Source organism: Deinococcus sp. (assembly GCF_030523985.1).
In the GTDB taxonomy this organism is placed as follows: domain Bacteria; phylum Deinococcota; class Deinococci; order Deinococcales; family Deinococcaceae; genus Deinococcus.
The window spans coordinates 1-24,262 of the sequence record NZ_JAUNHK010000027.1; the positions used below are offsets into that span (position 1 = coordinate 1).

24 protein-coding genes are annotated in these 24,262 nt (G+C 64.9%); 11 read left to right on the top strand and 13 right to left on the bottom strand.

Features of this window, described 5'->3' with window-relative positions; genetic code table 11:
• The 3 genes from Q4C89_RS05960 to Q4C89_RS05970 form a co-directional block, all read right to left on the bottom strand.
• The coding region (locus Q4C89_RS05960; protein WP_303101690.1) for an NAD-binding protein at positions 1-340 on the bottom strand (340 nt) is incomplete at its 3' end.
• A 13-nt stretch (positions 341-353) separates the two neighbouring features.
• Positions 354-1,715, bottom strand: coding sequence for a TrkH family potassium uptake protein (locus Q4C89_RS05965; RefSeq protein WP_303101691.1), 1,362 nt, complete (start codon positions 1,713-1,715; stop codon positions 354-356).
• 1 nt (position 1,716) lies between these two features.
• On the bottom strand, positions 1,717-3,120 hold the full coding sequence (locus Q4C89_RS05970; protein WP_303101692.1) for a TrkH family potassium uptake protein: 1,404 nt from the start codon (positions 3,118-3,120) through the stop codon (positions 1,717-1,719).
• Positions 3,121-3,177: 57 nt separating this feature from the next.
• Here Q4C89_RS05970 and Q4C89_RS05975 point away from each other — a divergent pair, with 57 nt between their 5' ends.
• Positions 3,178-4,269 carry a methyltransferase domain-containing protein gene (locus tag Q4C89_RS05975; protein WP_303101693.1) on the top strand — a complete coding sequence of 364 codons (1,092 nt, stop codon included), beginning with the start codon at positions 3,178-3,180 and terminating at the stop codon, positions 4,267-4,269.
• A 184-nt stretch (positions 4,270-4,453) separates the two neighbouring features.
• On the opposite strand, the gene cysS is transcribed toward Q4C89_RS05975, so the two are convergent.
• Positions 4,454-5,923 (bottom strand): cysteine--tRNA ligase, encoded by a 1,470-nt coding sequence (gene cysS / locus Q4C89_RS05980; RefSeq protein WP_303101694.1) that lies wholly within the window; start codon positions 5,921-5,923, stop codon positions 4,454-4,456.
• 393 nt (positions 5,924-6,316) lie between these two features.
• On the opposite strand from cysS, the gene rocD reads away from it, so the two are divergent.
• The 4 genes from rocD to Q4C89_RS06000 all read left to right on the top strand — a co-directional run bounded on the left by rocD (position 6,317) and on the right by Q4C89_RS06000 (position 10,460).
• Positions 6,317-7,621, top strand: a complete 1,305-nt coding sequence (rocD, locus tag Q4C89_RS05985) for an ornithine--oxo-acid transaminase (RefSeq protein ID WP_303101695.1) — start codon at positions 6,317-6,319, stop codon at positions 7,619-7,621.
• 143 nt (positions 7,622-7,764) lie between these two features.
• The gene (mnmD, locus tag Q4C89_RS05990) at positions 7,765-8,466 is read left to right on the top strand and encodes a tRNA (5-methylaminomethyl-2-thiouridine)(34)-methyltransferase MnmD (RefSeq protein ID WP_303101696.1); all 702 of its coding nucleotides are present in this window, start codon (positions 7,765-7,767) and stop codon (positions 8,464-8,466) included.
• A complete protein-coding gene (locus tag Q4C89_RS05995) occupies positions 8,439-9,410 on the top strand; it encodes an FAD-dependent oxidoreductase (protein WP_303101697.1) in 972 nt (323 codons plus the stop codon). Before mnmD ends, Q4C89_RS05995 begins: the two co-directional genes overlap by 28 nt.
• A gap of 48 nt (positions 9,411-9,458) precedes the next feature.
• Positions 9,459-10,460: an isocitrate/isopropylmalate dehydrogenase family protein gene (locus Q4C89_RS06000; RefSeq protein ID WP_303101698.1), complete on the top strand. Its 1,002-nt coding sequence runs from the start codon at positions 9,459-9,461 to the stop codon at positions 10,458-10,460.
• A gap of 69 nt (positions 10,461-10,529) precedes the next feature.
• On the opposite strand, the gene Q4C89_RS06005 is transcribed toward Q4C89_RS06000, so the two are convergent.
• Positions 10,530-11,495, bottom strand: a complete 966-nt coding sequence (locus Q4C89_RS06005; RefSeq protein WP_303101699.1) for an N-acetyltransferase — start codon at positions 11,493-11,495, stop codon at positions 10,530-10,532.
• Between the two features lie 86 nt (positions 11,496-11,581).
• Here Q4C89_RS06005 and Q4C89_RS06010 point away from each other — a divergent pair, with 86 nt between their 5' ends.
• Entirely contained in the window at positions 11,582-13,639 is a 2,058-nt protein-coding gene (locus tag Q4C89_RS06010) for a M3 family metallopeptidase (RefSeq protein ID WP_303101700.1), read from the top strand.
• Between the two features lie 193 nt (positions 13,640-13,832).
• Here the strand turns inward: Q4C89_RS06010 and Q4C89_RS06015 are convergent, their stop codons facing one another.
• The 7 genes from Q4C89_RS06015 to Q4C89_RS06045 all read right to left on the bottom strand — a co-directional run bounded on the left by Q4C89_RS06015 (position 13,833) and on the right by Q4C89_RS06045 (position 19,045).
• The gene (locus Q4C89_RS06015; RefSeq protein ID WP_303101701.1) at positions 13,833-15,020 is read right to left on the bottom strand and encodes an MFS transporter; all 1,188 of its coding nucleotides are present in this window, start codon (positions 15,018-15,020) and stop codon (positions 13,833-13,835) included.
• Between the two features lie 91 nt (positions 15,021-15,111).
• Positions 15,112-15,555, bottom strand: coding sequence for a DUF6691 family protein (locus Q4C89_RS06020; RefSeq protein ID WP_303101702.1), 444 nt, complete (start codon positions 15,553-15,555; stop codon positions 15,112-15,114).
• Complete coding sequence (locus Q4C89_RS06025) at positions 15,552-16,127, bottom strand: YeeE/YedE family protein (protein WP_303101703.1); 576 nt, start codon at positions 16,125-16,127, stop codon at positions 15,552-15,554. Before Q4C89_RS06025 ends, Q4C89_RS06020 begins: the two co-directional genes overlap by 4 nt.
• 55 nt (positions 16,128-16,182) lie before the next feature.
• Positions 16,183-16,980: a sulfite exporter TauE/SafE family protein gene (locus tag Q4C89_RS06030; RefSeq protein WP_303101704.1), complete on the bottom strand. Its 798-nt coding sequence runs from the start codon at positions 16,978-16,980 to the stop codon at positions 16,183-16,185.
• Positions 16,977-17,294, bottom strand: coding sequence for a rhodanese-like domain-containing protein (locus Q4C89_RS06035; protein ID WP_303101705.1), 318 nt, complete (start codon positions 17,292-17,294; stop codon positions 16,977-16,979). Before Q4C89_RS06035 ends, Q4C89_RS06030 begins: the two co-directional genes overlap by 4 nt.
• 24 nt (positions 17,295-17,318) lie before the next feature.
• Positions 17,319-17,657 carry a rhodanese-like domain-containing protein gene (locus Q4C89_RS06040; protein WP_303101706.1) on the bottom strand — a complete coding sequence of 113 codons (339 nt, stop codon included), beginning with the start codon at positions 17,655-17,657 and terminating at the stop codon, positions 17,319-17,321.
• Positions 17,657-19,045, bottom strand: coding sequence for a rhodanese-like domain-containing protein (locus tag Q4C89_RS06045; RefSeq protein WP_303101707.1), 1,389 nt, complete (start codon positions 19,043-19,045; stop codon positions 17,657-17,659). The genes Q4C89_RS06040 and Q4C89_RS06045 overlap by 1 nt, the downstream gene beginning before the upstream one ends.
• Positions 19,046-19,198: 153 nt before the next feature.
• On the opposite strand from Q4C89_RS06045, the gene Q4C89_RS06050 reads away from it, so the two are divergent.
• The 4 genes from Q4C89_RS06050 to ychF all read left to right on the top strand — a co-directional run bounded on the left by Q4C89_RS06050 (position 19,199) and on the right by ychF (position 22,110).
• The gene (locus tag Q4C89_RS06050; RefSeq protein WP_303101708.1) at positions 19,199-19,660 is read left to right on the top strand and encodes a MarR family winged helix-turn-helix transcriptional regulator; all 462 of its coding nucleotides are present in this window, start codon (positions 19,199-19,201) and stop codon (positions 19,658-19,660) included.
• Positions 19,661-19,723: 63 nt separating this feature from the next.
• Positions 19,724-20,149, top strand: coding sequence for a DoxX family protein (locus Q4C89_RS06055; RefSeq protein ID WP_303101709.1), 426 nt, complete (start codon positions 19,724-19,726; stop codon positions 20,147-20,149).
• 220 nt (positions 20,150-20,369) lie between these two features.
• The gene (locus Q4C89_RS06060; protein WP_303101710.1) at positions 20,370-20,750 is read left to right on the top strand and encodes a hypothetical protein; all 381 of its coding nucleotides are present in this window, start codon (positions 20,370-20,372) and stop codon (positions 20,748-20,750) included.
• A gap of 262 nt (positions 20,751-21,012) precedes the next feature.
• Entirely contained in the window at positions 21,013-22,110 is a 1,098-nt protein-coding gene (gene ychF / locus Q4C89_RS06065; protein ID WP_303101711.1) for a redox-regulated ATPase YchF, read from the top strand.
• A gap of 205 nt (positions 22,111-22,315) precedes the next feature.
• Here the strand turns inward: ychF and Q4C89_RS06070 are convergent, their stop codons facing one another.
• On the bottom strand, positions 22,316-23,410 hold the full coding sequence (locus tag Q4C89_RS06070) for an N-acetylmuramoyl-L-alanine amidase (protein ID WP_303101712.1): 1,095 nt from the start codon (positions 23,408-23,410) through the stop codon (positions 22,316-22,318).
• Positions 23,411-23,554: 144 nt separating this feature from the next.
• Between Q4C89_RS06070 and Q4C89_RS06075 the strand changes: the two genes are divergently transcribed.
• Positions 23,555-24,202: a hypothetical protein gene (locus Q4C89_RS06075; protein ID WP_303101713.1), complete on the top strand. Its 648-nt coding sequence runs from the start codon at positions 23,555-23,557 to the stop codon at positions 24,200-24,202.
• Positions 24,203-24,262: the final 60 nt, after the last annotated feature.

Sequence of the window (24,262 nt, forward strand, 5' to 3'; positions counted from 1 at the left end):
CGATGCGCTCCAGCACCCGCCGCGCCATTTCGTCCACGGCCTTGGTGACCACGTAGGGCGCTCCCAGGCTCTTGGCGTTCATGGTCGCCAGAATGTTGGCCTGCACGTCCGAGCCGATGGCGACGACCACCACATCGAAGTCGCCTACGCCGATGGCCCGCAGCGCCCGCTCCTCGGTGGCGTCCACGATGGCGGCGTGCGTCACGAGGTTCATGACCCGTTCCACGTTGTCTTCCAGCTGGTCAATGGCGACGACTTCGTGCCCCATCTCGTAGAGGGTGGTGGCGACGGCGGTTCCGAAGCGGCCCAGGCCAATGACCAGACATTGTTTGGTTTTCATAGCTGTCCTTCCTTCACCCCACCAGAATGTCATGCTCAGGCGGGTACTTGACCCAGCGGCTGCGGGTGGGCCGCAGGTTGAAGGCGATGGCGAAGGTGAGCGGCCCGATGCGCCCCAGGTACATCAGCCCGGTCAGAATCAGCAGTCCGGTGTCGTTGAGGCGGTGCGTCGTGTTCATGCTGAGGCCCACAGTGGCCGCCGCACTGACCGTCTCGAACAGCAGGTGCGTGAACCCCAGGTCAGGATTGGTGGCGAGCAGCGCGAAAAAGGCCCCGGCCACCAGCAGGGTATACAGCGTGGTAATCGCTCCGGCCCGCACCAGATTCTCGTTCATGACCCGGCGCTGAAACAGGATGAGTTCGCCGCGCCCGCGCACCATGTTCCACGCGCTGCCGACCAGGATGGCGAAGGTCGAGGTCTTGATGCCGCCGCCCGTCGAGCCGCTGCCCGCGCCGATGTACATCAGCCCGATCAGTACGAAGAGACTGGCGGTGTGCATCTGGTCAATCGGGACGGTGGACAGCCCCGCCGAACGCGGCGTCATGCTCTGAAAAAAGGCCGCCAGCAGCTTGCCGGGCGCACTCAGGGGAGCAAACGTCTTGCCGTTGTGCCATTCGAGCAGCAGCAGGGCGGCGGTGCCCAGCACCAGAAGTGCTGCTGTCGTCAGCAGGGTCAGGCGGGAATACACCAGCAGGCGACTCTGGCGAGGGTGCCGCAGGTGGGCGACCACGTTCAGTTGAACCAGAAAGCCCAGCCCCCCCAGAATGGCGAGCGCCGCCATGGTCAGGCACACCAGCGCGTCTTCGGCGTAGGGGGCCAGCCCACCGCGCAGTACCACGAATCCGGCATTGTTGTAGGCGCTGACCGAGTGGAAGACGGCCTGATACAGCCCCTCGCTCCAGCCGAACTGCGGCACGAAGCGCAGCGCCAGCAGCAGCGCCCCGACGCCCTCGGTGACGAAGGTGTAGAGCAGAATGGCCCGCACCAGCCCCAGCACGCTGCCCACGTCCAGCGCGTTGAGCTGCGCGACCAGATGCTGGCGCTCGGAGAAGTTGAGCCGCCGCCCGGTGACGAAGGCGAATACTGTGCCGAAAGTCAGGATGCCCAGCCCGCCCACCTGAATCAGCAGCAGCAGCAGCAGTTGCCCGAAGCGGGTGAAGGTCTCGCCCGTATCCGCCACCGTCAGCCCCGTGATGCAGATGGCAGACGTGGCGGTAAACAGCAGTTGCAGGCTGTCCAGCCCCGCCCCAGGCTGCTGCACCCCCGGCAGATGCAGCAGCGCCGCGCCCAGCAGGATCCCGACGGCGTAGACCAGCGCCAGCAGTTGGGGCGGCGAAAGCCGAACGCGGCGGGCGGCGGGTCTGCTTGGCTTCATGCTAGCCAATCAGGATGTCCCGGTCGGCAGGGTGGCGAACCAGCGATTTTTCAGGCGAGGGGCGACTGAACGCCACCGCGAAGGTCAGCGGCCCGATGCGGCCCAGGAACATCAGGAAAATCAGCACGATTTCCTGCGAGGAGTTGAGCAGCGGCGTGGTGTTCATGCTCAGGCCCGCCGTGCCGAAGGCGCTGACCGTCTCGAAAAACAGTTGCAGGAACAGCACGTCCTTGTTGGTGTTCAGCAGCAGCATCAGCATGAACCCGCCGACCACCAGCCCCATGCTCAGTAGCCCCACCGTCATGGCGCGCAGCACCGTTTCGGTGTCGATGCGGCGCTCGAAAATGGTCGTGTCGCGCCGCCCGCGCACCATGCTCCAGGCCGAGGCGACCATCACGTAGAAGGTGTTGGTCTTGATGCCGCCGCCCGTCGAGCCGGGGTTGGCCCCGATGAACATCCACACGATGGTCATGAACAGGGCCGGAAAGCCCATCAGCCCGTAGTCGAGGGTGTTGAAGCCTGCCGTGCGGGGCGTCACGCTCTGAAACCACGATGCCAGCAACTTGCCGTGCAGCGGCAGGGCACCGAGCGTCTTGGGGTTGTTCCACTCGGTCAGCGCGAAAAAGACCGTGCCCACCAGCAGCAGCCCGGCAGTCATGGTGAGCGACAGCAGGCTGTTGGTGGTCAGGCGGTTGCGCCGCCGATTTCTCAGCCAGCCCAGAATGTTGAGCTGCACCAGAAACCCCAGCCCCCCCAGCACGACCAGCCCGGTGACCACCAGATTGACCAGCGGGTCGGACACGAAGTTCATCAGGTTGTTGGGGTAGAGGCTGAAGCCCGCGTTGTTGAACGAACTGACCGAATGGAAGATGGAGTAGTAGATGCCGCGCCCCACTCCCTCACGCGGAATGAACGCCGGAAGCAGCAGCAGCGCCCCCACCGCTTCGATCAGCAGCGAGGTCAGCACGATGGCCCGCACCAGCGAAAGAGCCCCGCCCAGGGTGGTGGCACTCGTCTGCTGCTGCGCGTTGATGCGCCCTGCCACGCCCAGCCGTCGCCGCAGCGCCAGCGCAAACAGCGTACCCAGCGTGATGATGCCCAGCCCGCCCACCTGAATAAGCACCAGCATCACGATTTCGCCGAACAGGTTGAAGGTGCTGCCGGGGTCCACCACCGCCAGCCCGGTCACGCACACGCAGCTCGTCGCCATAAAGAGCGCCTGCACGAAAGTCACCGTCTTGCCCGGTTCGTGCGCCAGCGGGAGCCACAGCAGCAGCGCCCCGATCAGGATGGTCGCCGCGAAGGTCAGCGCGATGAGTTGCGGCGGACGAATGTGCGAAGTCCAGCCCCGGTGCAGGCGGCTGCCGGAAGAAGGGGCCGAGGAGCGCGGGGGGGCAGGCGGCATAGGCGGGGCGAATTCTAGCACCGCGCCGGGGAGGGCGCCGGGCTATACTGCTCTGCTATGCCGCGCCCCCGTTCCAACAGCAACCCCGCGTTCTCACGCCCTTCCGGGGGCAAAAAAAGTAAGCCCAAGGGTGATTACCGCGCCCGGCAGCCTGCCCACGAGTACGAACTCGAAGCCCTGCCGGGTCTGGAACAGGTGGTCGCCACCGAACTCGCCGCCGTGCCGCTCGCCCGCGATGTCCGGGGGCTGCGCTTCTGGTATCCCGGCAGCCCGGAGCGCCTGACCCGTCTGCGCTCGGCGGTGGCGGCCTACCGCATTAAAACCTGGGACGTGCCGCGCCCGCGTGGGCTGCTGGGCCACCAGCAACTCGGAGAACTCACGGCCTTCGTGGGCGAGGTTGCCGAGCAAGGCGGGCACCGCTCCTTTCGACTGGGCGCGGCGGGCAAGGAATCGGCGGTCATGCAGCGCTTGGCCGAGGAACTCAGCACCGCGCTGGGCCTGACCCACGACCCGGAAGAAGGCGAACTGCTGCTGCGTCTGCGCCCCTCGGCAGACGAACAGGGCTGGGACGTGCTGGCCCGTATCACCCGCAGGCCCCTCTCGGCGCGGGTCTGGCGCGAGTGCAACATGGGCGGCGGCCTGAACGCCACCATCGCCTACGCCATGCACAAGCTCGCCGGACAGCGCGACGAGGACCGCATCTTCAACCCCATGTGCGGCAGCGGCACCCTGCTGATCGAACGTGCCCTGCTCGGTCCCTACGACGCGATGGTGGGCGTGGACATCAGCGCCGACGCCGTGGCCTGCGCCCGCACCAACCTCAGGGCGGCGGGCCGCGACGTGGAAGTGGCGCAGGTGGACGCGCTGCACACCGGGTTGCCGCCGCGCTCCTTCGACCTCGTCATCACCGACCTGCCCTGGGGGGACGCCATCGGGTCGCACCAGAGCAACGAGGCGCTGTACCCGGCCTTCCTCAAGGAAATGAACCGCCTGACCAGCCGCCGGGGTCGCCTGTGCGTGCTGACCCACGAGTTGCGGCTGTTCGAGCGCGTCATGGCCCAGCAGAGCGACTGGGACGCCAAGGAACTGTTTCAGGTCTACAGCGGCGGTCACCACCCGAAGGCTTATTTGCTGCACAAGCGGGCCTAACCGTCAAGGGCAAAGGAAAGAAGCGCACCCCTGGCCGAGTGCGCTTCGCTTTTGCTTTGCTGTCTGGAGAAGCTTTCGTCTCCGTCCGGAATCGTGAATTCAGGGTACGCCGCCTCTCTGACAGCACCATGACAGCCGCCGAAAATGAAGGGGCCATTTTCTCATGCCCCTCCAATATGGCCGCTCAGCGTTTCCAGCGAGGCCCGTCTTTGGTGTCCTCGACGGTGATGCCCGCTTTGGTCAGGGTGTCGCGCAGTTCGTCGGCCTCGGCGTACTGCTTTTGCAGGCGGTAGTTCTGGCGGGCCTTGAGCACCAAGTCCATCAGCGCGTCTATCACGGGGGCGTCGTCCTGGGCGGCGACCTGTCCGCTCCCGGCAAAGAGACCCAGCACGTCGCCGCCGAGGGTGCGGTATGCGTCCCGCGCCCGCTCCAGCGAGTCATGGCCCACCGCGCCTGCATTCAGCGCCGTATTGACTTCACCCGTCAGGCCGAACAGGGCCGCTACCGCTTTGGGGGTGTTGAAGTCGTCGCGCATGGCGTCCTCGAATTCTTGCACGCGGGCGGCGATTTTGGCGTCCAGCGCGGCGTCGGCTCCGGCGGGGGCGTCACCCAGGCGGCGCTCGATTTCGCCCAGCGCGTCCACCATGCGGCGGTAGCCGTTCGCAGCACTGGCGAAGGCTTCCTCGTTCATCTCGGTTACGCTGCGGTAGTGGCTCGACACCAGCAGAAAGCGCACCACCATCGGGTCGTACTTTTGCAGGATGTCCTGAATGGTCGTGAAATTGCCCTTGCTCTTGGACATCTTCTCGCCGCCGATGGTCAGCATGTTGTTGTGCATCCAGTAGCGGGCGAAGTGATGCCCGGCGGCTTCGGCCTGGGCGATTTCGGCCTCGTGGTGAGGAAATTGCAGGTCGAGGCCGCCGCCGTGAATGTCGAAGCCCTCGCCCAGATACTTGAGGCTCATGGCCGAGCATTCGATGTGCCAGCCGGGAAACCCCACGCCCCAAGGCGAGTCCCAGCGCATGATGTGTTCGGGTTCGGCGTGCTTCCAGAGCGCAAAGTCGCGGGGGTCGCGCTTTTCCTCGCGCACGGCCTCGCGGGTCCCCTCTTCTTGGTCGTCCAGTTTGCGGCCTGAGAGTTTGCCGTATTCAGGCCAGCTCCGCACGTCGAAATAGACGCTGCCCGCCGATTCGTAGGCGTGGCCCCGCTCCATCAGTTCCTCGATCAGCCGGATCTGCTCCTGAATGTGCCCCGTGGCGCGGGGGTTGATGGAGGGCCGCAGGACGTTCAGCGCGTCCATGTCCTTGAAAAACGACCAGAAGTATTTGTCGGCCACTTCCATCGGCTCCAGTTGTTCCAGACGGGCGCGGGCCAGCATCTTGTCTTCGCCGTCGTCGGAGTCGTTTTGCAGGTGGCCCACGTCGGTGATGTTGGCGACGTAGCGCACCTTGTACCCGAAATGCATCAGGGCGCGGCGAATCACGTCGAACGCCACTTCCTTCTTGGCGTGGCCGAGGTGCGCGTCGGAGTAGACGGTCGGGCCGCACAGGTACATGCCCACATGCCCCGGCGTTCCCGGCACAAAACGGACTTTCTGGCGCTGCATGGTGTCGTAAAGCTGAATGTTGGGGTCGGGCGTGGTGTGTTTGGTCATGGAAAGTTCCTTTGGGATGGCTCCGAACTTTGGGAAAGAGGGTGCTGCTCACGGCTAAAAAAAACCGCGCCACAGTCCACAGGGGAAAGGGCGCGGGGCAGAGCAGTGCTGCTTACCGCATTCGGGGGCAACACAGGGCGTTCATGAGGGCAGCATAGCACTGGGCGGGTCGGGGCGCGGGGGAGGGAGCCAGACAGGGGCAATTCAGCACGTCCCAGACTGCAAATTTATGCATTCAGGTGGGGTGGTGCATACACCCGGAAATCCCTAGCATGGGAGACCGCTGACAAGGCAGGCCGGGTCAGCCGAAAAGGGGAGTCGTGTTCCCGTTTCGGCTCCTGGCCCAGGGATTTCCGCTCTCAGTTCACGCTCTCTCAGACAAGGACACTGACCATGACCCAGACCACCCCCCGGACCCAGCAGGACTACATTGCCCTCGAAGACCGCCACGGCGCCCACAACTACCACCCCCTCCCTGTCGTTCTGGCGCGGGGCCAGGGCGCGAAGGTGTGGGACACCGACGGCAAGGAGTACCTCGACTTTCTCTCGGCCTACTCTGCCGTCAATCAGGGCCACTGCCACCCCAAAATCGTGGGGGCGATGGTCGAGCAGGCCCAGACCCTGACGCTGACCAGCCGCGCCTTCTACAACGACAAACTCGGCCCCTACGAGCAGTTCGTGACCGAGTACTTCGGCTTCGACAAGGTGCTGCCCATGAACACGGGCGCGGAGGCCGTCGAAACCGCCCTCAAACTGGCCCGCAAGTATGCCTACGAGGTCAAGGGAATTCCCGAAAACGAAGCCCTGATTGTCGTCTGCGAGAACAACTTTCACGGGCGCACCACCACCATCATCAGCTTTTCCAACGATGAAAACGCCCGCCGCAACTTCGGCCCCTACACGGGCGGCTTCCTGCGGATTCCCTACGACGACCTCGGTGCCCTCGAAGCTGCGCTGAAGGCCCACGCGGGCAAGGTGGCGGGCTTTCTGGTCGAGCCGATTCAGGGCGAGGCGGGCGTGTATGTTCCCGCCGACGGCTACCTCAGCGGCGCGAAAAAACTGTGTGAGGAGCACGGCGCCCTGTTCATCGCCGACGAAGTGCAGACCGGAATTGCCCGCACGGGTCGTCGCCTCGCGGTGGATCACGAGAACGTCAAACCCGACATCCTGATTCTGGGCAAGGCGCTCTCGGGCGGGGCGTATCCGGTCTCGGCGGTGCTGGCGGACGACGCCATCATGAACGTGATTAGGCCCGGTCAGCACGGCTCCACCTTCGGCGGCAACCCGGTGGCGGGCGCGGTGGCGGTGGCGGCGCTGACGGTGGCCCGCGACGAGGAACTGGCCGAACGCGCCGAGAAGCTGGGTCAGAGGTTCCGCGCCGAACTTGCCCGGTACATTGAAGGCAGCCAGATCGCCAAGCTGGTGCGCGGCAAGGGCCTGCTGAACGCCGTTGTGGTGAACGACCATGAAGACAGCGACACCGCCTGGAACATCTGCCTGAAGATGGCTGAGCGCGGCCTGCTCGCCAAGCCCACTCACGGCAACATCATCCGTTTTGCGCCCCCGCTGGTGATTGACGAGGCCGACCTCGAACGCGGCCTTCGCATCATCACCGACACCCTGCGCGAGTTCGAGGGCCGGGGCCATGACGTTTCGCTGGACGAAGTGAACCACCCGCACCACGTCGAACAGGTGTAATCGAGTCAGAGGAACTGCGGGTCTGAGCGGCGCAAAGTAGCGTTCAGAGCCGTATTACAGAGTGCAGAGGGGGGCGGTGTCTGGACAGGAAAGTGTTCCTGCTCGCGCCGCCCCCTCTCTGTCTGCCTCTATGCTGTGGGGCAATGACCGCTTCCGAACCCGCCCAGGCAGCGCCCCATGTGCTGCTGACCCCCGACGGCTCCCTCACCGCCCACAGTGTCCGGTTCGGTGAAGCCTACGGCTCGCGCCACGGGGCACGGGCGCAGGCCCATCACGTGTTTCTGGAAGGCAGCGGCACCGACCTGCACCCGGCCCCCCGCGTGTTAGAAATCGGGTTCGGGCTGGGCCTGAATTTCCGGGCGACCCTGGCAAACGCGGCGGAGCGTGACGTTCCCCTGGATTATCTGGCCTACGAATTCGACCCCGCGCCCCCCAGCCTGCTGCGCGAGGTGGCCGAGGGCGGCGAAGGTGCGGCCCATCCGCTGTGGCTGGAACTGCTGCGCGACTGGGCCTGTGCCGAGCGCCTGAGCGTGGAAGCGGGCGAGGCGCGGCTGCGGGTCCACTTCGCCGACGTGACCCAGGCGGCGGGAACGGGAGCCGAACTGCCTCGCGACTGGGCCACCGCCCTGTACCTGGACGGCTTTTCGCCCGCCAAAAATCCCGAAGTCTGGACGCCCGAGTTCGTGGCGCGACTGGCCCTGGCCCTGGCCCCCGGCGGCGTGCTGACCACCTATTCGGCGGCGGGACACGTGCGGCGCAGTCTGGAAGCGGCGGGTTTGCAGGTTGAGCGGCGGCCCGGTGCGCCCGGCAAGCGCGAGTGCCTGCGGGCGGTGCGGCCCCGGTGAAGGCGCTGGTCGTCGGCGCGGGCATCGCCGGAGCGTCCGTCGCCTACTTTCTGGGGCGGGCAGGCGTGTCTGTGACCGTGCTGGACGCTGGGCAGCACACCGCCAGCCACGTACCGAGCGCCCTCATCAATCCGGTGCGCGGGCAGTCCGGGCAGGTGGACGAGGGCGCATTGGAAGGAATGCACCTCACCTGGGCGCTGATTCGGGAACTGGAGGCCGGGGGCCATGCCATTCCACACGGGCAAACGGGTGTGCTGCGCCCTGTCCCCGACGACAAGACCCGCGCCAAATTCGAGAAGAACCTGCCGTCAGAGCTGAGGCACGAGTGGGTCAGTCCTGCCGAGCCGCTGGCTCCCGGCTGGGCGCACGTTCTGCACTTGCCCGACGCGGGCTGGGTGGACGGGCGGGCGCTGTGTGAGGCGCTGCTGACGGCCTCCGGAGCGCGGCGGGTGGAGGGCCGATGGCTGGGGGTGGACGGTTCGTTCGACCTCACTTTCCTGTGCGGCGGCTCGCTCGGTTCGACGTGGGCGGGGGAGAGGCGCACGCACCGGATGGGCACCATGCTGCGCCTTGACCGCGCCGTGTCGGAAGTGCCGCTCAGTTTCGGCGCTTACCTCTCGCCCGATGCCCATACGGGTGAGCAAGGGGGAGGCGTGCTGGGCGGCACGTTCGAGGCGCCCGCGCCCACCTGGGAACCGCCCCGGCTGCCGCTGGCCTCGCTGCGCTGGCTGCTGGCAAAGGGAGCGGCCCTGAGCGACCTCAGCGGCGTGCAGGTCACGGGCCGCTGGACGGGGTCGCGCCTGAGCGGGCTGCGCTGCGGGCCGGACGACCAGGGGCTGTGGCACCTGTCGGGCCTGGGCAGCAAAGGCTTTTTGCTGGGGCCTCTGCTGGCGCGGCGGCTGGTGGCGCGGGCGCTGCCCGTCCCCGCGTCACACCTTCAGTAACGACAGGGCTACCTCAAAGTGACCTGACTCTCGCTTAGACTGTTAGACATGGCGAAATACCGCATTTGTCTGATTGAGGGGGACGGCATCGGGCACGAAGTCGTTCCTGCCACCAAGCGCGTCCTCGAAGCGGCTGGCTTTGACGCCGAGTACGTCCATGCCGAAGCCGGATACGAATACTTCCTCGACCACGGCACCAGTGTGCCCGAAGCGACCTACGACGCGGTGGAAAACACCGACGCCACCCTGTTCGGTGCGGCCACCAGCCCCAGTGGTGAAAAGCCCGCCGGATTCTTCGGGGCCATTCGCCACCTGCGCCAGAAGTACAACCTCTACGCCAACGTGCGCCCCACCAAGACCCGCCCGGTGCCCCACTCCTACGAAAACGTGGACCTGGTCATCGTGCGCGAAAACACCCAGGGCCTCTACGTCGAGCAGGAGCGCATCTACGGTGACACCGCGATTGCCGACACCGTGATTACCCGTGGGGCGAGTGACCGCATCGGCAAGTTCGCCGCCGATCTCGCCATGAAGCGGGGCAAGCGCCTGACCGTCGTTCACAAGTCCAACGTGCTGCCCGTCACGCAGGGCCTGTTCATGAACACCATCCTCGACCATGCCAAGACCGTGGACGGCCTGACCACGAACACCATGATCGTGGACAACGCCGCCATGCAACTGGTGCGTCACCCCCAGCAGTTCGACGTGATGGTCATGACCAACATGTTCGGCGACATCCTCTCCGACCTCGCCGCCGGACTGGTGGGCGGCCTCGGCATCGCTGCCTCGGGCAACGTGGGCGACAAGTTCGGCATCTTCGAGTCGGTTCACGGCTCGGCCCCCGACATCGCCGGACAGGGCATCTCCAACCCCACCGCCACCATCCTGGCTGCCGTCATCATGCTCGACCATCTGGGCGACCATGAAACGGCCCGCAGGCTGGACAACGCCGTCAACAAGGTGCTCGCCGAAGGCCCCCGCACCCGCGACCTGGGCGGCACCGCCGGAACGAAGGAATTCACCGAGGCCGTCATCAAGGCGCTGGCCTGAGCCTTCCCCCGCTTGCCCCCGACTCCCGCTGCGGCGGGGGTTTTTTGTCAGTGTCTTTTCCTGTCGCCCTCACCGGATGTCGCGCCGGAGCGTCACCGTCGCCGCCTCGCGCACGAACCCCAGGTTTTCGTTGATGGCGAGCATCGGCGCGTTGACGCTGTGGTTCCCGGTGCGGGCGTGGGTAAAACCGCGCCCCAGGGCTGAGCGGGCCGCCGCCAGCTTGAGCGCGTAGGCGATTCCCTGGCCCCGCCAAGCCGGAAGCACGCCCGTCAGTCCGTTTTGCAGCATGTGCGGGGCGCTGCTGACTGGCAAGTGCAGTTCGTTCAGGCCCACCCAGTCACCATTCGGGGCCACCGCCAGCCACAAACCTTCGGGGTGTTTGATGTGGCCGAAGCGCTGTTGCCAGCCCTCGAAGGGCAGCACGGCGACGGGCGTGGCACTCGGCACGTCGTGCAGCAGGGCGGCGATCAGGTCGTAGAGCTTGCGCTGCTGCACTTCGTCATAAGCGCCCAGTTCGAAAAGTGGGTGGAGCGTGACGCCCGCCGCCTTCGCCTTGGCCTCCTGCGCGGCAAATTTGCCGAAGTCCAGCGTGGTCAGGTCAAGAATACTCAGCCACATGCGGTCATGTTCGGCGTAGCCTGCGGCCTCCCAGACCTCTTTTTCCCACCAGTGTTCCTTCACACGGGTTATCAGGGTGTGGGCGCGGTGCTGCGCGGCGGTGGCTTCGGCCCAGGCCAGCAGCGGCCCGAACAGGTCGCGTTCCAGCGTCACCACGTCCAGATTCAACCAGCCGGGATGCCCGTCCATGCGCGGCGTGCTGACTTCCGCCATGCCGACGACTTTGCCGCCCTGCCGGGCCAGCACCCGCTGGAACACCTCGCCCGCCAGCCGCATTTCGTCGAAGCGGTCAAGGTCGGCGGCGGTTCTGGCCCAGTCGGGGTGCGCCCGCGTGATCAGGTCGGCCACCGCCGGATTGTCGGCGGGCGTGGTGGGCGTCAGAGTGAGGCCAGCGGCGAGAAAAGGTGCGGGTTCCATGCGGCATCTCAGCATAGATTCGGCCCCGGGCAAATGCGCCATCTGGCTTAGCGTTTCTTCGCCCAGGCCGCTTATACTCGGCTCCGATGACACAACCTGTGACCCAGAGCAGCAACCCGCTGCTGAACATCGGCTTTCGTATTCCGTTCGACCAGATTCGGCCCGAGCACGCCGAAAGTGCGGTCGACGAACTGCTGACGGCGGCCCGCGAACGCGTCGAAACGCTGGCCCGCTCCGGCGAACGCGATTTCGAGGGCTTCATGCACGATCTCGACGTGCTGACCGAGCAACTCGGCACCGTCACCACCATCGTTCATCACCTCAACAGCGTGGTCAGCAGCGACGAGTGGAAGGACGCCGTCGAAGCCATCATTCCTAAGACCTCGCAGTTTTACACCGAACTGGGGCTGCATCCGGGGTTGTGGCGCTCACTCAAGGCCTTTGCCGAAACCGACGCCGCCAAAGCACTCGACCCGGTCAATGCCCGGCTGCTTAAGCTGACCATCGACGAGTTCCGCCGGGGCGGGGCTGACTTGCCCGACGACAAAAAAGCCCGCCTGATGGAAGTCAACACCGAGCTGGCCCAGACCACCAACCAGTTTTCCAAGAACGTGCTGGACGCCACCGCCGCCTACGAACTGTATGTGCCCACCGAGCGCTTGCAAGGCGTGCCGCAGCGCGTTCAGGACGCCACCCGCCAGGACGCCGAGAGCAAGGGCAAAGAGGGCCATCGCCTGACGCTGCACGCGCCCACGCTGCTCCCCATCCTGACCTACGCTGACGACCGCGAACTGCGCCGCGAGCTGTGGGAAGCCCAGGCCATGCTGGGACAGGAAAAGGGGCGCGACAACCGCCCGCTGATTGCCGACATTCTGCGACTGCGCCGCGAACAGGCCGAGATTCTGGGCTTCAAGAACTTTGCCGACTATGTGCTGGAATCGCGCATGGCCAAGTCGGGGGACAACGCCCTGAAATTCGAGCGCGACCTCGAAGCCAAGACCCGCCCCGCCTTCGAGCGCGAAAACGCCGAACTCGAAAGCTTTTACCGCCAGAACGCCGGGGCCGACGCGCCCAAGCTCGCGCCCTGGGACATCGCCTACTGGGCCGAGAAGCAGCGCCAGGAAAAGTACGATTTCGACGAAGAAGCCCTGCGCCCCTACTTCGAGATGGAGAGCGTGCTGGCGGGCATGTTCGAGATTTGCCGCCGCGTGTTCGGCATTACCGTGACCGAGGCCCAGGCTCCCGGCTGGCACCCTGAAGTCAAGTTCTACGACATCCGCGACGAAGAAGGCCAGCACATCGCCAGCTTCTACACCGACTGGTTCCCCCGCGACACCAAGCGCGGCGGGGCGTGGATGAACGCCTTCATTACGGGCGGGCCGAAGGAAAATGGTGTAGACCCCCACCTCGGCCTGATGTGCGGCAACATGACGCCGCCCGTCAAAGGCGGGGCCGGAGGCGACACCCCCAGCCTGCTCAGCATCCGCGAAGTGGAAACGGTCTTCCACGAGTTCGGGCACCTGCTGCACCACGCCATGAGCCGCGTGCCGGTCAAGTCGCTCAGCGGCACCAACGTGCCCTGGGATTTCGTGGAACTGCCCAGCCAGATCATGGAAAACTGGGTGATGGAGCGCGAGGCGCTCGACCTGTTCGCCAAGCACCACCAGACTGGCGAAAAGCTGCCGCAAGACCTGTTCGAGAAGCTGGTCAAGGCCCAGAATTACCGCGCCGCCAACACCGCCATGCGCCAGTATTCCTTCGGCATGACCGACCTGACGCTGCATGTCGAGTTCGACCCCGGCAGCGACCAGAACCCCGTGACCACCGCCCGCGAGGTGATGGCCCGGTTCTATCCCGCCGAACTGCCCGAAAACTACGCGATGGTCGCCAGTTTCAACCACCTGTTCAGCAGTCCCGTGGGCTACGGCGCGGGCTACTACTCCTACAAGTGGGCCGAGGTACTCGACGCCGACGCGTTCAGCCGCTTTGCCAAAGAGGGCATCTTCAACCGCGAAACGGGCCGCGCCTACGTGGACAAGATTCTGAGCCGGGGCAACAGCGACGACCCCGCGCAGCTCTACCGCGACTTCATGGGCCGCGACCCCGACGCCGACGCCCTTCTGCGCCGCAGCGGTCTGCTGTAAGGCTCTAGCGCACCGCACAAGGCCCGTTTCCCCCAGGGGAGCGGGCTTTTTGTGGTTATACGGCTTCGAAAAATAGTTTGGGCATCCAAGCTATTTTTCCGAACGGAGTGAGTAAAAGAGGATACGGCACTGAACGGCGCGAAGGAGATGGCGGCGCTTTCCCGACATCTCCGAAGAAGAGTTCGGTCTCGTATTATGGCACGTGCGGTTCCTGGCGCGGCAGCCCCAGGGTCAGGACGGCACCCAGCGCGACGGCAGCCGCAAGCAGGGCCACGGCGACCGGGGCCGACTGTTCGACGAAAGCGCCGACCAGCAGCATCAGCACCAGGGAACCCGCATTTCCTGCCGCCAGCAGAAACCCGACGGCGCGGCCCTGACGACTGGCGTCCACGTGTTCCTCGGCCCACTCCAGCACAATCGGCAGGCAGGCGAGCAGAAAAAAGCCCCCGAGGCCCACGCCGAGCGCCAGCGCGGAGAGGTGCTGGACGGTGCCCAGCGCAATCACCATCAGACCCGTGAGGGCCATAGAAGCCAGCAGAAATTCCCTGCGCCAGCCCCGCGCCGCCGCCACCACCGGCAAGACGGCGGCCCCCAGAATGCCGCACACCACCAGAAGGCCCATCAGGTTGCCCGCAGTCCCCGGCGAGATGCCCTGATGCCCCAGCAGCGGCTCCAGCCAAGTGCTGATGGCCCCGAACAGCCCGAAGCCGACAAACAGCAGCCCGGCGAGCTTCTGAAGCAGTCGGTCCCTGCCCAGCCATGCCCAGCCCGGCTGGATGCTTTGGGCGGCCTGCCCCAGTTCTTCGCTGGTCGCTGAATTCGGGGGGGTACGCAGCGACAGCAGCACCCAGATGGCCCCCACGACGGTCGGAATCGCGTGCGCCGTGAGCAGGGTCGCCAGTTTGCCCGCTTCGTAGAGGGCGGGGGCCGTCACGCTCGCCAGCAGGACACCGACAAAGAGGCTGGCGCTGCCTGCGGCGATGGCCCTGGGGCGTTCGTGGGCCGGAAAATGACGCAGGGCCAGCGCACTCATGGCGTTGAGGACGAAGGGTTGACCGACCGCCAGAATAAGTTGACCCGCCATCTGCACCGCGAAGCTGTCGGGGGCGAGCACGCGCAAGGTGGCCCCCAGTGCCGTGGCGACAGCCCCGAATCCCAGGGCGTGGCGAAAGGATTTGTCCAGCCAGTGGCCCGCCGGAAGGCCCAGTACCAGATAAATTCCCGCGAACACCGCCGAGAGCCAGCCCACCTGACTCACCGTCACGTGCATCTGCGCCGCTGCACCGTGCGTCACCGGGGCATAGGACAGCCAGACCATCTGCGTGCAGGCGGTCAGCAGGAGGTAGCCCAGCAGGATGACCCAGCGGTTCATGTTCGTCATACGTCGCTGAGAGTCTGGCACGTTCGGCCCTCGCAGATGAGCAACAGAAAACGCCGGAGGGTGCTATCCCCCCGGCGCGTCGCTGTCCGATTCAGTGTGGCAGCCGCTCTCTCAGCAGACCGTACAGGTAAGTGCCGATCAGGGCGAACACCAGCGCCACAGCCGCCGTCCACAGGCCCGCCCCGAGCTGCACGAAGATGGGGCCGGGGCACAGGCCGACCAGCCCCCAGCCCAGGCCGAAGAGCAGGCCGCCCACCACGTAGCGCACGGAGCCCTTTTCCTTGGGGGTGATGCGGACATTCTCGCCCTCGCGGGTTTTCCCGAAGCGCCGCAGCAGGGCCGTGGTCACCAGGGCCGTGACGATGGCGCTGCCGATGATGCCGAACATATGGAACGACTGAAAGCGGAACATTTCCTGAATGCGGTACCAGCTCGCGGCCTCGGATTTGACCAGCAGCAGGCCGAACCACAGGCCCGCGACCAGATAGGCGAGGAGGCCCGTTCGGATGCGGGCAGGCGTCGGCGCGGCCTTCACAGAATCACCCGCAGCAGGGCAGGCAGCAGCACGTTGGCGCTGAGGATGCCGCCCGCGAAAAAGGACACCGTGGCGATCAAGCTGGGAAGTTGCAGGGTCGCCAGTCCGGTGATGGCGTGGCCGCTGGTGCAGCCGCCGCCGTAGCGCGTGCCGAAGCCGATGAGCAGGCCGCTCAGGGCCAGCAGCCCCCACACGCCGGGGTTGTCCGGGCGGCTCAGCTCGGGGGGCAGCAGACCGGGCTGCAACGTGACCCCCAGCGCCGAGAGGCTCTGTCGGGCGGCGGCGCTCAGGTTGGCGGGTTCGGGGTTCGCCAGCAGGTTCGCGGCCAGCAGACCGCCCAGCACCAGTCCCAGGGCAAAGGCGAGGCTCCAGCCCTCGGCCCGCCAGTTGTAGCGGAAAAATCCCGGTTTGGCCTGTTCCGGCAGGGCGATGGCGCAGAGGTGACGCAGGTTGGAGGAAATGCCGAAAGATTTGTTGCCGAGCCACAGCAGAAGAGGCACGGTCAGGCCCATCAGTGGCCCGGCCACGTACCAGGGCCAGGGCGACTGGAGCAGGTGAAGCAGTTCGTTCATGGGGAACCTCGCAGATGTGGACGAAGAGAGCAGGAGAAGCGCGGGAAGCGGCCCCTCAGCGGGCGAGTGCGGCCTTCGCTGCCGGGGCATGAAGTACCTGGGGAAGCTGGGTGGACAGCACGTAGACGCCCATCAGCACGAGAAACACGGCGAACCCCCGGCGCAGTTTTTCATTCGAGAGCCTGCGGTTCAGGTGTGACCCGACCAGGCTGCCCAGTATCCCGATCAGCGCAAAGGTGCCGATGAGGGGCCAGTGAAGTGTCTCGGTGCTGCCCTGGGGCGGGTGGAGGTGGCGGGCGAACCCGGTAAAGCTGTTGAGGGTGATGATGACCAGACTGCTGCCCACCGCGTACGGCATAGGCAGGCCGACAAGTAGCGCCAGGGCAGGCACGATCAGAAAGCCGCCGCCCACTCCGACCAGCCCGGTCAGAACGCCGACCCCCAGACCTTGCAGAATCGTGTGCAGAAGCGGCTGTCGGCGCGGCACCTCTGACGCCTGCGCGGGGGCCGGGCGAAACATGAAGGCGGCAGCGAGCAGCATGACCACCGCGAACAGCAGCAGTTGGGCGCTGCCCGGCAGAAACTGGCTCAGCACCGAGCCGCCGTAGGTGCCCAGCATTCCAGGCAGTCCGAACAAAAGCACGGTGCGCCAGTCCACCTGGCGGCTGCGGGCGTAAGGGATGGCCGCGAACAGGCTGATGCAGCCCACGATGGCCAGACTCTCGGTAATGGCGAGCTTGCTGTCCTCGCCCACCAGGTAGACCAGCACGGGCACGGTCAGGATGCTGCCGCCCGACCCCAGCAGACCGAGCGACAGCCCGATCAGGGCCGCCCCAGTCCACGCCAGAATCATGGTTCCTGGCCGACGTTGACGCTTCTTCCTTCGCGCATCCAGCCCATCGTGCCGCCCACCAGGTTCATCACGTCCTGCTTGCCGCACTCGGTCAGGGAGGCGGCGGCCTGAGCGCTGCGGCCCCCACTCAGGCAGACCACCACGGCGGGGGTCTGAATTTCGTCGGTGCGGCCCTGCAATTCCGAGAGGGGAAGATTGACTGCGCCGGGAATATGCCCACCTTCGTATTCGTCGCGTTCGCGCACGTCGTAGAGTTTGGCCCCGCCGCGCAGCTTGAGTTGCAGTTCATTGGCAAAAATATCGGTGTAGGACATCGGAAGCTCCTTAAGTGCTCGCAGTTATTCGACGGGAAGCCCGGCACTCTGCCAGGCCGCCAGACCGCCCTGAAGGTTGCGAACGTCCAAACCCTGTGCGGCGAGTTGTGCGGCGGCAAGCTGGCTGCGTTTGCCGCTGGTGCACTGACAGATGATGACTTTGTCTCTGGGAAGGGTGCTGGCCTGGCGGCTCAGGTCACCCAGGGGTACGTGCAGGCTTCCCCCGATGTGCTGGCGCTGGCGTTCGTCGGGATGACGCACGTCGAGCATCACCGCGCCCGATTGCATCAGCTTATGCGCTTCCTGGGGGGAAAGGGACGGAACACCGCCCCCGCCCAACAGCTTTTTGAGCCATCCCAACATCAGTTGCGCGAGTCCTTCTGAGCCTTTTCCCAGGCTTCGTAACCGCCCGCGATTTCCGAGACTTCAAATCCCTTGAGGCGCAGGAAACTCGCCGCCGCCGCGCTGCGTGCCCCACCCTGGCAATGCACCACGATTTCCTGACCTTTGGGCAGTTCGTCCAGCTTCCAGGGCAGGCGGCCCGCGTGCAGTTGCTTGGCTCCGGGGATGTGCCCCTCGTCGTACTCGGTCTTCTTGCGGACATCCAGAATCAGAGCGCCCTTATGCTCGGGCAGTTCAGCAGGTTCAAAGGGTCGAGCGGCGACCGTGTCGAGCCCCTCGACATCGGTGATGAAGCCCACCACGTTATCCAGACCCACCATCCACAGGCGGCGGCGCAACTTCTCGGCCTGCTCAGCGTTTTCAGCCAGCAGAACGTAGTCCGCATCTTCGGGGCGCAGCAGCCAGCCGCTCCACGTTTCGAAGGTGTTGCTCACGGGCAGGTTGACGCTGCCTACAGGTGCGGCAGCCTGATGGACTTCCTTCTTGCGGGTGTCGATCAGGACAGTACCTTGGCCGAGCTTGCCCTTCAATTCAGCTACGCTCAGTTGAGGCAGCACGGTCACGTTGCCCAGAACGGCGGGGCCAGCCTTGTTCTGCATCTTCATACGCCCGTAGTACAGCGGGGCGTCAGGCTGCCCGCTGAGCAGATAGTCGGTAAAGCCCTGTTCGTCACCGCTTTGCACATAGTCCGACCACCACGCCAGAGCACGTTCATAGCCCACGGTCGTGCTGGGCACCGCGCCCAGCGCCTTGCCGCAGGCGCTCCCGGAGCCGTGCGCGGGCCACACCTGCACGCCGTCAGGCAGGGTCAGGAACTGGTCGCGCAGGCTGGCGAACATCTGCTTGGCGCCCTCGAACCGGGTGTCCTGCCCGCCCGCCGCTTCGTCGAGCAGGTCGGGGCGGCCAATGTCGCCCACGAACACGAAATCGCCCGTGAAGTACATGACGGGGGTATCACCCCGGGGGGTATCGGTGACCAGAAAGCTGATGCTTTCGGGCGTGTGACCGGGGGTATGCCGCACTTCTACCCGCAGGTTGCCCACCATGAACGTGTCGCCGTGGTGGAGCTTTTCACCGTCGAAGCCGTATTTCCAGTCGGCGTTGCCCTCATCGGAGAGCAGCAGTTTTGCGCCGGTCTGGGTCGCCAGTTCACGGCTGCCCGAGAGATAGTCGGCGTGGATGTGGGTTTCGGTGACATGAGTCACGCGCAGTTTTTCGGCGGCGGCCTTGTCGAGGTACTGCTGAATGTCGCGCACCGGGTCGATGACGAGGCATTCGCCGGTCTTCTGGCAGCCCAGCATGTACGAGGCTTGGGCCAGGTCGGTGTCATAAAAGCGTTCAAAAAACATGGGGTTCCTCCTGGGGAACGGGGTATAGAGCATTCTTCCTGCCTCCCTTTATATACCCCCCTAGGGTATTTAGTCAAGGTGCATGAGGCGGCTCTAAATGGACGGCTTGAAATTATTCGTTATCACGAATATCCTCATCACAGAGGAGGCGGTATGAATCACGACATCCGGCACTCAGCGGCGGCGTCCTCTGAGCCCGAGCACCAGACCTATTTGGCCCTGCAACGGCTGGCCCTGCACCTCAAGGACGAAACCGACCAGTTTCTCAAGCAGGAGGGACTCACGGGCACCCAGTTCAACGTGCTGCGCATCCTTCGCGGTGCGGGCGACACTCCTTTGACGTGTGGCGAGATTGCCGAGCGGCTGCTCAACAAGGACCCGGACGTCACCCGGCTGCTCGACCGCATGGAAAAGCAGGGCCTCGTCGAACGGGTTCGCAGTGAACAGGATCGCCGGGTACTGCTGACGCACCTGTCTCCGCAGGGGCACGAGGTCGTCGCCCGACTCGATGGCCCTCTGGCGCAGGTGCATCGGCAGCAATTCAGCCACCTTGCGCCCGAGCGCCTTCGCCTCCTTCTCGAACTGCTTGATGAGGCCGCCACTTTCAAGCCCTGAATCGCATTTTCGGGCCAACTCTCTGTCATCACGATTATCGTCCCCACGCAAAAGGAGTTCACCATGACCACTGTTTCTTCGACTGTCCCTGCCCTCGACCGCACCGCCCTCGCCCTGACCGTGCTGCGTGTCGCCATCGGCATCATCTTCGTGGCGCACGGCTACCAGAAGTTCTTCGAGTACACCCTGCCCGGCACGACCGCCGCCTTCACCAAGATGGGTGTACCCCTCGCACAGCTCGTCGCGCCCGCTGCGGCGACCATCGAACTCCTGGGTGGTCTGGCCCTGCTGCTGGGCTTCGGCACGCGTGTGGTCGCCTCGCTGCTCGCACTCACCATGCTTGGTGCTCTGGTGCTGGTGCATGCCAAGGCGGGCTTTTTCAACCCCGGCGGCATCGAGTTTCCGCTGGCGCTCCTGGCGGCGAGTGTGGCCCTTGCGCTCGCAGGGCCTGGTGCCTACAGCCTCGACAGCCTGCGCAAACGCGCCTGAGCTGCTCGGTCGGGCGTTGTAGGGGTCTGGACGACGCAAAGCGCATTTGGGAACTTTTCCCGGAAGCGCGGAGCAGGGTCCGGCCCCATTTTGTCGGGAAAAAGTGGATTTCATGGGGGCAGGATGAACGGGAGACTGCTGGTAGCCCTGCGGCAACGGTTCGATAGTTGACCTGGGCGGCCTCTCTCCCGCCGCCGGAGTCATCGCGCGAGGTGAACCTATGAAGCGAGCTTTCCTCCTGATTCTCGGTCTGCTTGTCGGCTCGGCCCTGGCCCGCCCCAATCCCGACCGCCTGGGCATCTGCTACGTGTTCAAGGCGAACAAGCTCAGCACCAGGGCGCCGTGTGTGGTCGGTAGCGGCTACGGTGCAGGGGCGCAGTACCTCAACCTGACCATCGAAGGTCAGGAGTACTACGCCGAATTTCCCAACCTCCGGCCCAACATGCCGCCGACCCTCAACGGCAAACCAGCCCTCGAATACGAGCGGGACACCAGCTTTCTGGGCATCCTGAAGGGGCGGCGCATCGAGGGCGAGGACTACATGCCGTGTATCAAGACCAAGGACGGCAAGACGGATGTCTGCTATCTGGTAGGACAGTAAGGGCGAACCCTCAGGCAAAGGCCAGCGCGACTGGCGGGGCAATCCCGAACGTCTCATACGGGGCTGGGCTTTACTCCGCACATCCGAGGAAAGCGCCCGAATGTGCTCCGCGCCGCCCAGCCCCGTTTTTTCTTCCACTCGCTCTGCTCTGAAAAACAGTTTGGATACCCAAACTATTTTTCAAAGCCGTATTAGCCTCGATATCGCCTAAACTGGGCAGGTTGCCGCGTCAAGAGACGCGCAGAATCGAGGAGGAACTATCATGGGTCTTGCCATAGGTATCGTCGGGCTTCCCAACGTCGGGAAAAGCACGCTGTTCAACGCCATCACGCGCGCCGGGGCGCTGGCCGCCAATTATCCTTTCGCCACCATCGAACCCAATGTGGGCCGGGTCACCGTGCCGGACGAGCGCCTGAGCGCCCTGAGCCGGGTCTTTACCAAGGGCGACCGCGTGCCGCCCATCATTCCCACCTTCGTCGAGTTCGTGGACATCGCCGGGCTGGTCAAGGGGGCGTCGAAGGGCGAAGGTCTGGGCAACCAGTTTCTCGCCAACATCCGTGAAGTGGACGCCATCGCCCACGTCGTGCGCTGCTTCGAGGACCCCAACGTGGTGCACGTGGCGGGCAAGGTCGATCCCATCGACGATATCGAAACCATCAACACCGAGCTGATTCTGGCCGACCTCGCGGGCCTGGAAAAACGCGCCCAGAACCTGCAGAAAAAGGCCAAGGGCGGCGACAAGGAAGCCAAGGAACACCTCGAACTGGCCGAAGCCATCCTGAAGGTGCTGGGCGAAGGAAAACCCGCCCGCGCCGGGGAGTATGAAGGCAGGATTCCCAAGGACTTCGGCCTGATTACCACCAAGCCCGTCATCTACGTCGCCAACGTGGGCGAGGACGACCTGACCAGCGACAACGAGTACGTGCAGAAGGTGCGCGAGTACGCTGCCGCCGAGGGCGCCCAGGTGGTCAAAATCAGCGCCCAGATCGAGGGCGAGCTCGCCGAGATGCCTGAAGACGAAGCGGCGGCCTTCCTGCACGACCTCGGTGTCGAGGAAAGCGGTCTGGACCAGCTCGTCAAGGTGGGCTACGAGACGCTGGGCCTGATGACCTTCATCACCTCGGGCGAGAAGGAAGTCCGCGCCTGGACGATTCGCCGGGGCGAGAAGGCTCCCGAAGCGGCAGGCGAAATCCACTCCGATCTCGAACGCGGCTTTATCCGGGCCGAGGTCATCGAGTGGCAGAAAATGGTCGAGGCCGGAGGCTGGGCCGCCGCCAAAGCCAAGGGCTGGGTTCGTACCGAAGGCAAGGACTACGTGATGCAGGACGGCGACATCATGAACGTGCTGCACAACATGTGATACGGCTTTGAAAAATAGTTTGGGCATCCAAGCTATTTTTCCGAACGGAGTGAGTAGAAGAGGATACGGGACTGAACGGCGCGAAGGAGATGGCGGCGCTTTTCCGACATCTCCGAAGAATAGTTCAGTCCCGTGTGAAGGTAGGCTGAAACGAGCCGCCGCGCCGGAGAGGTCTCCCGGCGCGGCGGCTATTTACCTACATTCCTTACTTCAAGTGCAGGAACGCGAGAATGGCCTGGGCGATGCCCCGCGCCACCTTGTCCTGATAGGCGTTCGTCGCCAGCAGCGGGCCTTCGCGGTTGCTGTCACCGAAGCCGATTTCGGTCAGGATGGCTGCGGTGTTGGGGTTGCGAATCACGTAGAACGTGTTCATGTGAACGCCCCGGTTCACGGCCCCTGTTTGCTGGAGCAGGCTGGCCTGCACCTTGCTCGCGAGGTCACGCGAGAAGCTGAGCTTGGCCTGCGCCAGAATGTCGCCCAGCGTATTCTGCGCGGCGCTCGCGGCCTTGCGGGTCAGTTCCTGTCCGATGCTGCCCGCACCGTTCTCCTGAATCGCCAGTGCCTGTTTCGCTGCGCCGATGGGCTGCCCGAAATAGTAGGTTTCGATGCCCTGTGCGCCCGGATTTCCGGCATTGACGTGAATGCTGACGTAGGCGCTGACCGTTCCGGCACTCGCCATGTTGGAGCGGGCATCGAGGTCGGTGCGCTTGTTGGTGCTGAGGTGGCGGTCGGTGCTGCGGGTCATGATGACGTCCACGCCACGCGCCGCCAGCAGGTTCCTGACCTTGAGGGCTACCGCCAGGGTCACGTCTTTTTCGCGCAGGTAGCGGCTGACCATGCCAGGGTCTATCCCGCCGTGACCAGGGTCGATCACCACGCGGGGGCGCGGCGCAGGCTTGGGAGTCGGGGCGGCGCTGGCCTTGACGACAGGCTTGGACGTATTCGGCCTTTTGGCGATATCCACGACCAGGCGCTGCGGTTGCGAACCCTGCCTGGGAATGACCTCGACCTTGGATTTGGCGTAGTTGGGGGCCAGCGTCAGCCGGATGGTGCTGCCCGAGACACTGTAGGCGGTCACGCCCGGTGCGCTCAGTTTGCCCTGTTCGGGGCGCAGCAGGGTATTGAGCCCCAGGGTGAGATAGGGCGCTTTGACGCTCGTCTGTACCTTGACTGGTTGTGGTACGGCCAGGTCGAAGACCAGACGGGTATAGCCAGGATGAACCCCGATGCGGGGCGCGGCCCAGCCGGATGAGATGAGGAGGGTCAGGACTAATCCGAGCAAGAAAGGCAGCGACTTCACGGCAAGCGCAAGTTTAATCGTATCTGAAGGTTTTTGTATGGGAAGTTTCTGGCAGTTCGTCGCTAGGCACCCCAGTGCCGAAGCTGAAGCCGTTCTGACGGGGCGGCTCATGCCGCTTAATGTCTGGCCCCCTAGGCTGCCCTCATGAACTTTTTTTCCCGCTCTATCGCTGGTCTGACCCTTCTCACGGCGCTGCTCGGCGGCTCGGTCGGGGCCGTGACTTTCGGTGGCCTCAATGTCAGGCCACTGGGAGCACAAAACCTCAACCTTCAGACTGGAGTGACCGAAATGCCACAAGGGGGCACTGTCGCCGACCAGAAAGGCGGCCTGACCCTGACGGCGGCGCGGCTTCAGGTCAAGCCCGACGAACTGCTTCAGGCCCAGGGAGCCACCATCAAGACCAAGTTCGGCGGCACACTTACGGCCCAGCAGGTGCGCTACGACCTCAAAGCCGGGCTGGTCACGGCGACGGGCAATGTCAGCTATTCGGACGCCCGTGTCAAGAACATGACCGCCACCAGCCTGACCCTGTACGTCAAGAGCGGCTTCGTGGTCGCGCGGGGTAACGTCAAGGCCAGCAGCCCGGCCCTGAGTGCGGCGGGACTGGTCTTCGACCCCAACACCATGCAGGCGGTGCTGTCCGGCCCCTACGACCTCATCACCCGTCTCGGTGGCATGAAGGGTCAGGCTGGCGGGCGTGTCTTGCTCACCTTCGCGGGCAATGCCCTGACGGGTGCGTCGGCTCGCCCGGCTCCGGGTGACCTGGCGCGGTTTTCGCCCTACCTGAAGTGACCCTCACGCTCTAAACTGCCGCCATGTTCGACTGGCTGCGCTCATTGCTGCCGCGCTCCT

What these genes read in the sequence shown, in the direction of transcription:
- Q4C89_RS05965 (WP_303101691.1), bottom strand. Translation starts at nt 1,715, where the DNA reads ATGAAGCCAAGCAGACCCGCCGCCCGCCGCGTTCGGCTTTCGCCGCCC.
- Q4C89_RS05970 (WP_303101692.1), bottom strand. Translation starts at nt 3,120, where the DNA reads ATGCCGCCTGCCCCCCCGCGCTCCTCGGCCCCTTCTTCCGGCAGCCGC.
- Q4C89_RS05975 (WP_303101693.1), top strand. Translation starts at nt 3,178, where the DNA reads ATGCCGCGCCCCCGTTCCAACAGCAACCCCGCGTTCTCACGCCCTTCC.
- cysS (WP_303101694.1), bottom strand. Translation starts at nt 5,923, where the DNA reads ATGACCAAACACACCACGCCCGACCCCAACATTCAGCTTTACGACACC.
- rocD (WP_303101695.1), top strand. Translation starts at nt 6,317, where the DNA reads ATGACCCAGACCACCCCCCGGACCCAGCAGGACTACATTGCCCTCGAA.
- mnmD (WP_303101696.1), top strand. Translation starts at nt 7,765, where the DNA reads ATGACCGCTTCCGAACCCGCCCAGGCAGCGCCCCATGTGCTGCTGACC.
- Q4C89_RS06000 (WP_303101698.1), top strand. Translation starts at nt 9,459, where the DNA reads ATGGCGAAATACCGCATTTGTCTGATTGAGGGGGACGGCATCGGGCAC.
- Q4C89_RS06005 (WP_303101699.1), bottom strand. Translation starts at nt 11,495, where the DNA reads ATGGAACCCGCACCTTTTCTCGCCGCTGGCCTCACTCTGACGCCCACC.
- Q4C89_RS06010 (WP_303101700.1), top strand. Translation starts at nt 11,582, where the DNA reads ATGACACAACCTGTGACCCAGAGCAGCAACCCGCTGCTGAACATCGGC.
- Q4C89_RS06015 (WP_303101701.1), bottom strand. Translation starts at nt 15,020, where the DNA reads ATGACGAACATGAACCGCTGGGTCATCCTGCTGGGCTACCTCCTGCTG.
- Q4C89_RS06025 (WP_303101703.1), bottom strand. Translation starts at nt 16,127, where the DNA reads ATGAACGAACTGCTTCACCTGCTCCAGTCGCCCTGGCCCTGGTACGTG.
- Q4C89_RS06030 (WP_303101704.1), bottom strand. Translation starts at nt 16,980, where the DNA reads ATGATTCTGGCGTGGACTGGGGCGGCCCTGATCGGGCTGTCGCTCGGT.
- Q4C89_RS06035 (WP_303101705.1), bottom strand. Translation starts at nt 17,294, where the DNA reads ATGTCCTACACCGATATTTTTGCCAATGAACTGCAACTCAAGCTGCGC.
- Q4C89_RS06040 (WP_303101706.1), bottom strand. Translation starts at nt 17,657, where the DNA reads ATGTTGGGATGGCTCAAAAAGCTGTTGGGCGGGGGCGGTGTTCCGTCC.
- Q4C89_RS06045 (WP_303101707.1), bottom strand. Translation starts at nt 19,045, where the DNA reads ATGTTTTTTGAACGCTTTTATGACACCGACCTGGCCCAAGCCTCGTAC.
- Q4C89_RS06050 (WP_303101708.1), top strand. Translation starts at nt 19,199, where the DNA reads ATGAATCACGACATCCGGCACTCAGCGGCGGCGTCCTCTGAGCCCGAG.
- Q4C89_RS06055 (WP_303101709.1), top strand. Translation starts at nt 19,724, where the DNA reads ATGACCACTGTTTCTTCGACTGTCCCTGCCCTCGACCGCACCGCCCTC.
- Q4C89_RS06060 (WP_303101710.1), top strand. Translation starts at nt 20,370, where the DNA reads ATGAAGCGAGCTTTCCTCCTGATTCTCGGTCTGCTTGTCGGCTCGGCC.
- ychF (WP_303101711.1), top strand. Translation starts at nt 21,013, where the DNA reads ATGGGTCTTGCCATAGGTATCGTCGGGCTTCCCAACGTCGGGAAAAGC.
- Q4C89_RS06075 (WP_303101713.1), top strand. Translation starts at nt 23,555, where the DNA reads ATGAACTTTTTTTCCCGCTCTATCGCTGGTCTGACCCTTCTCACGGCG.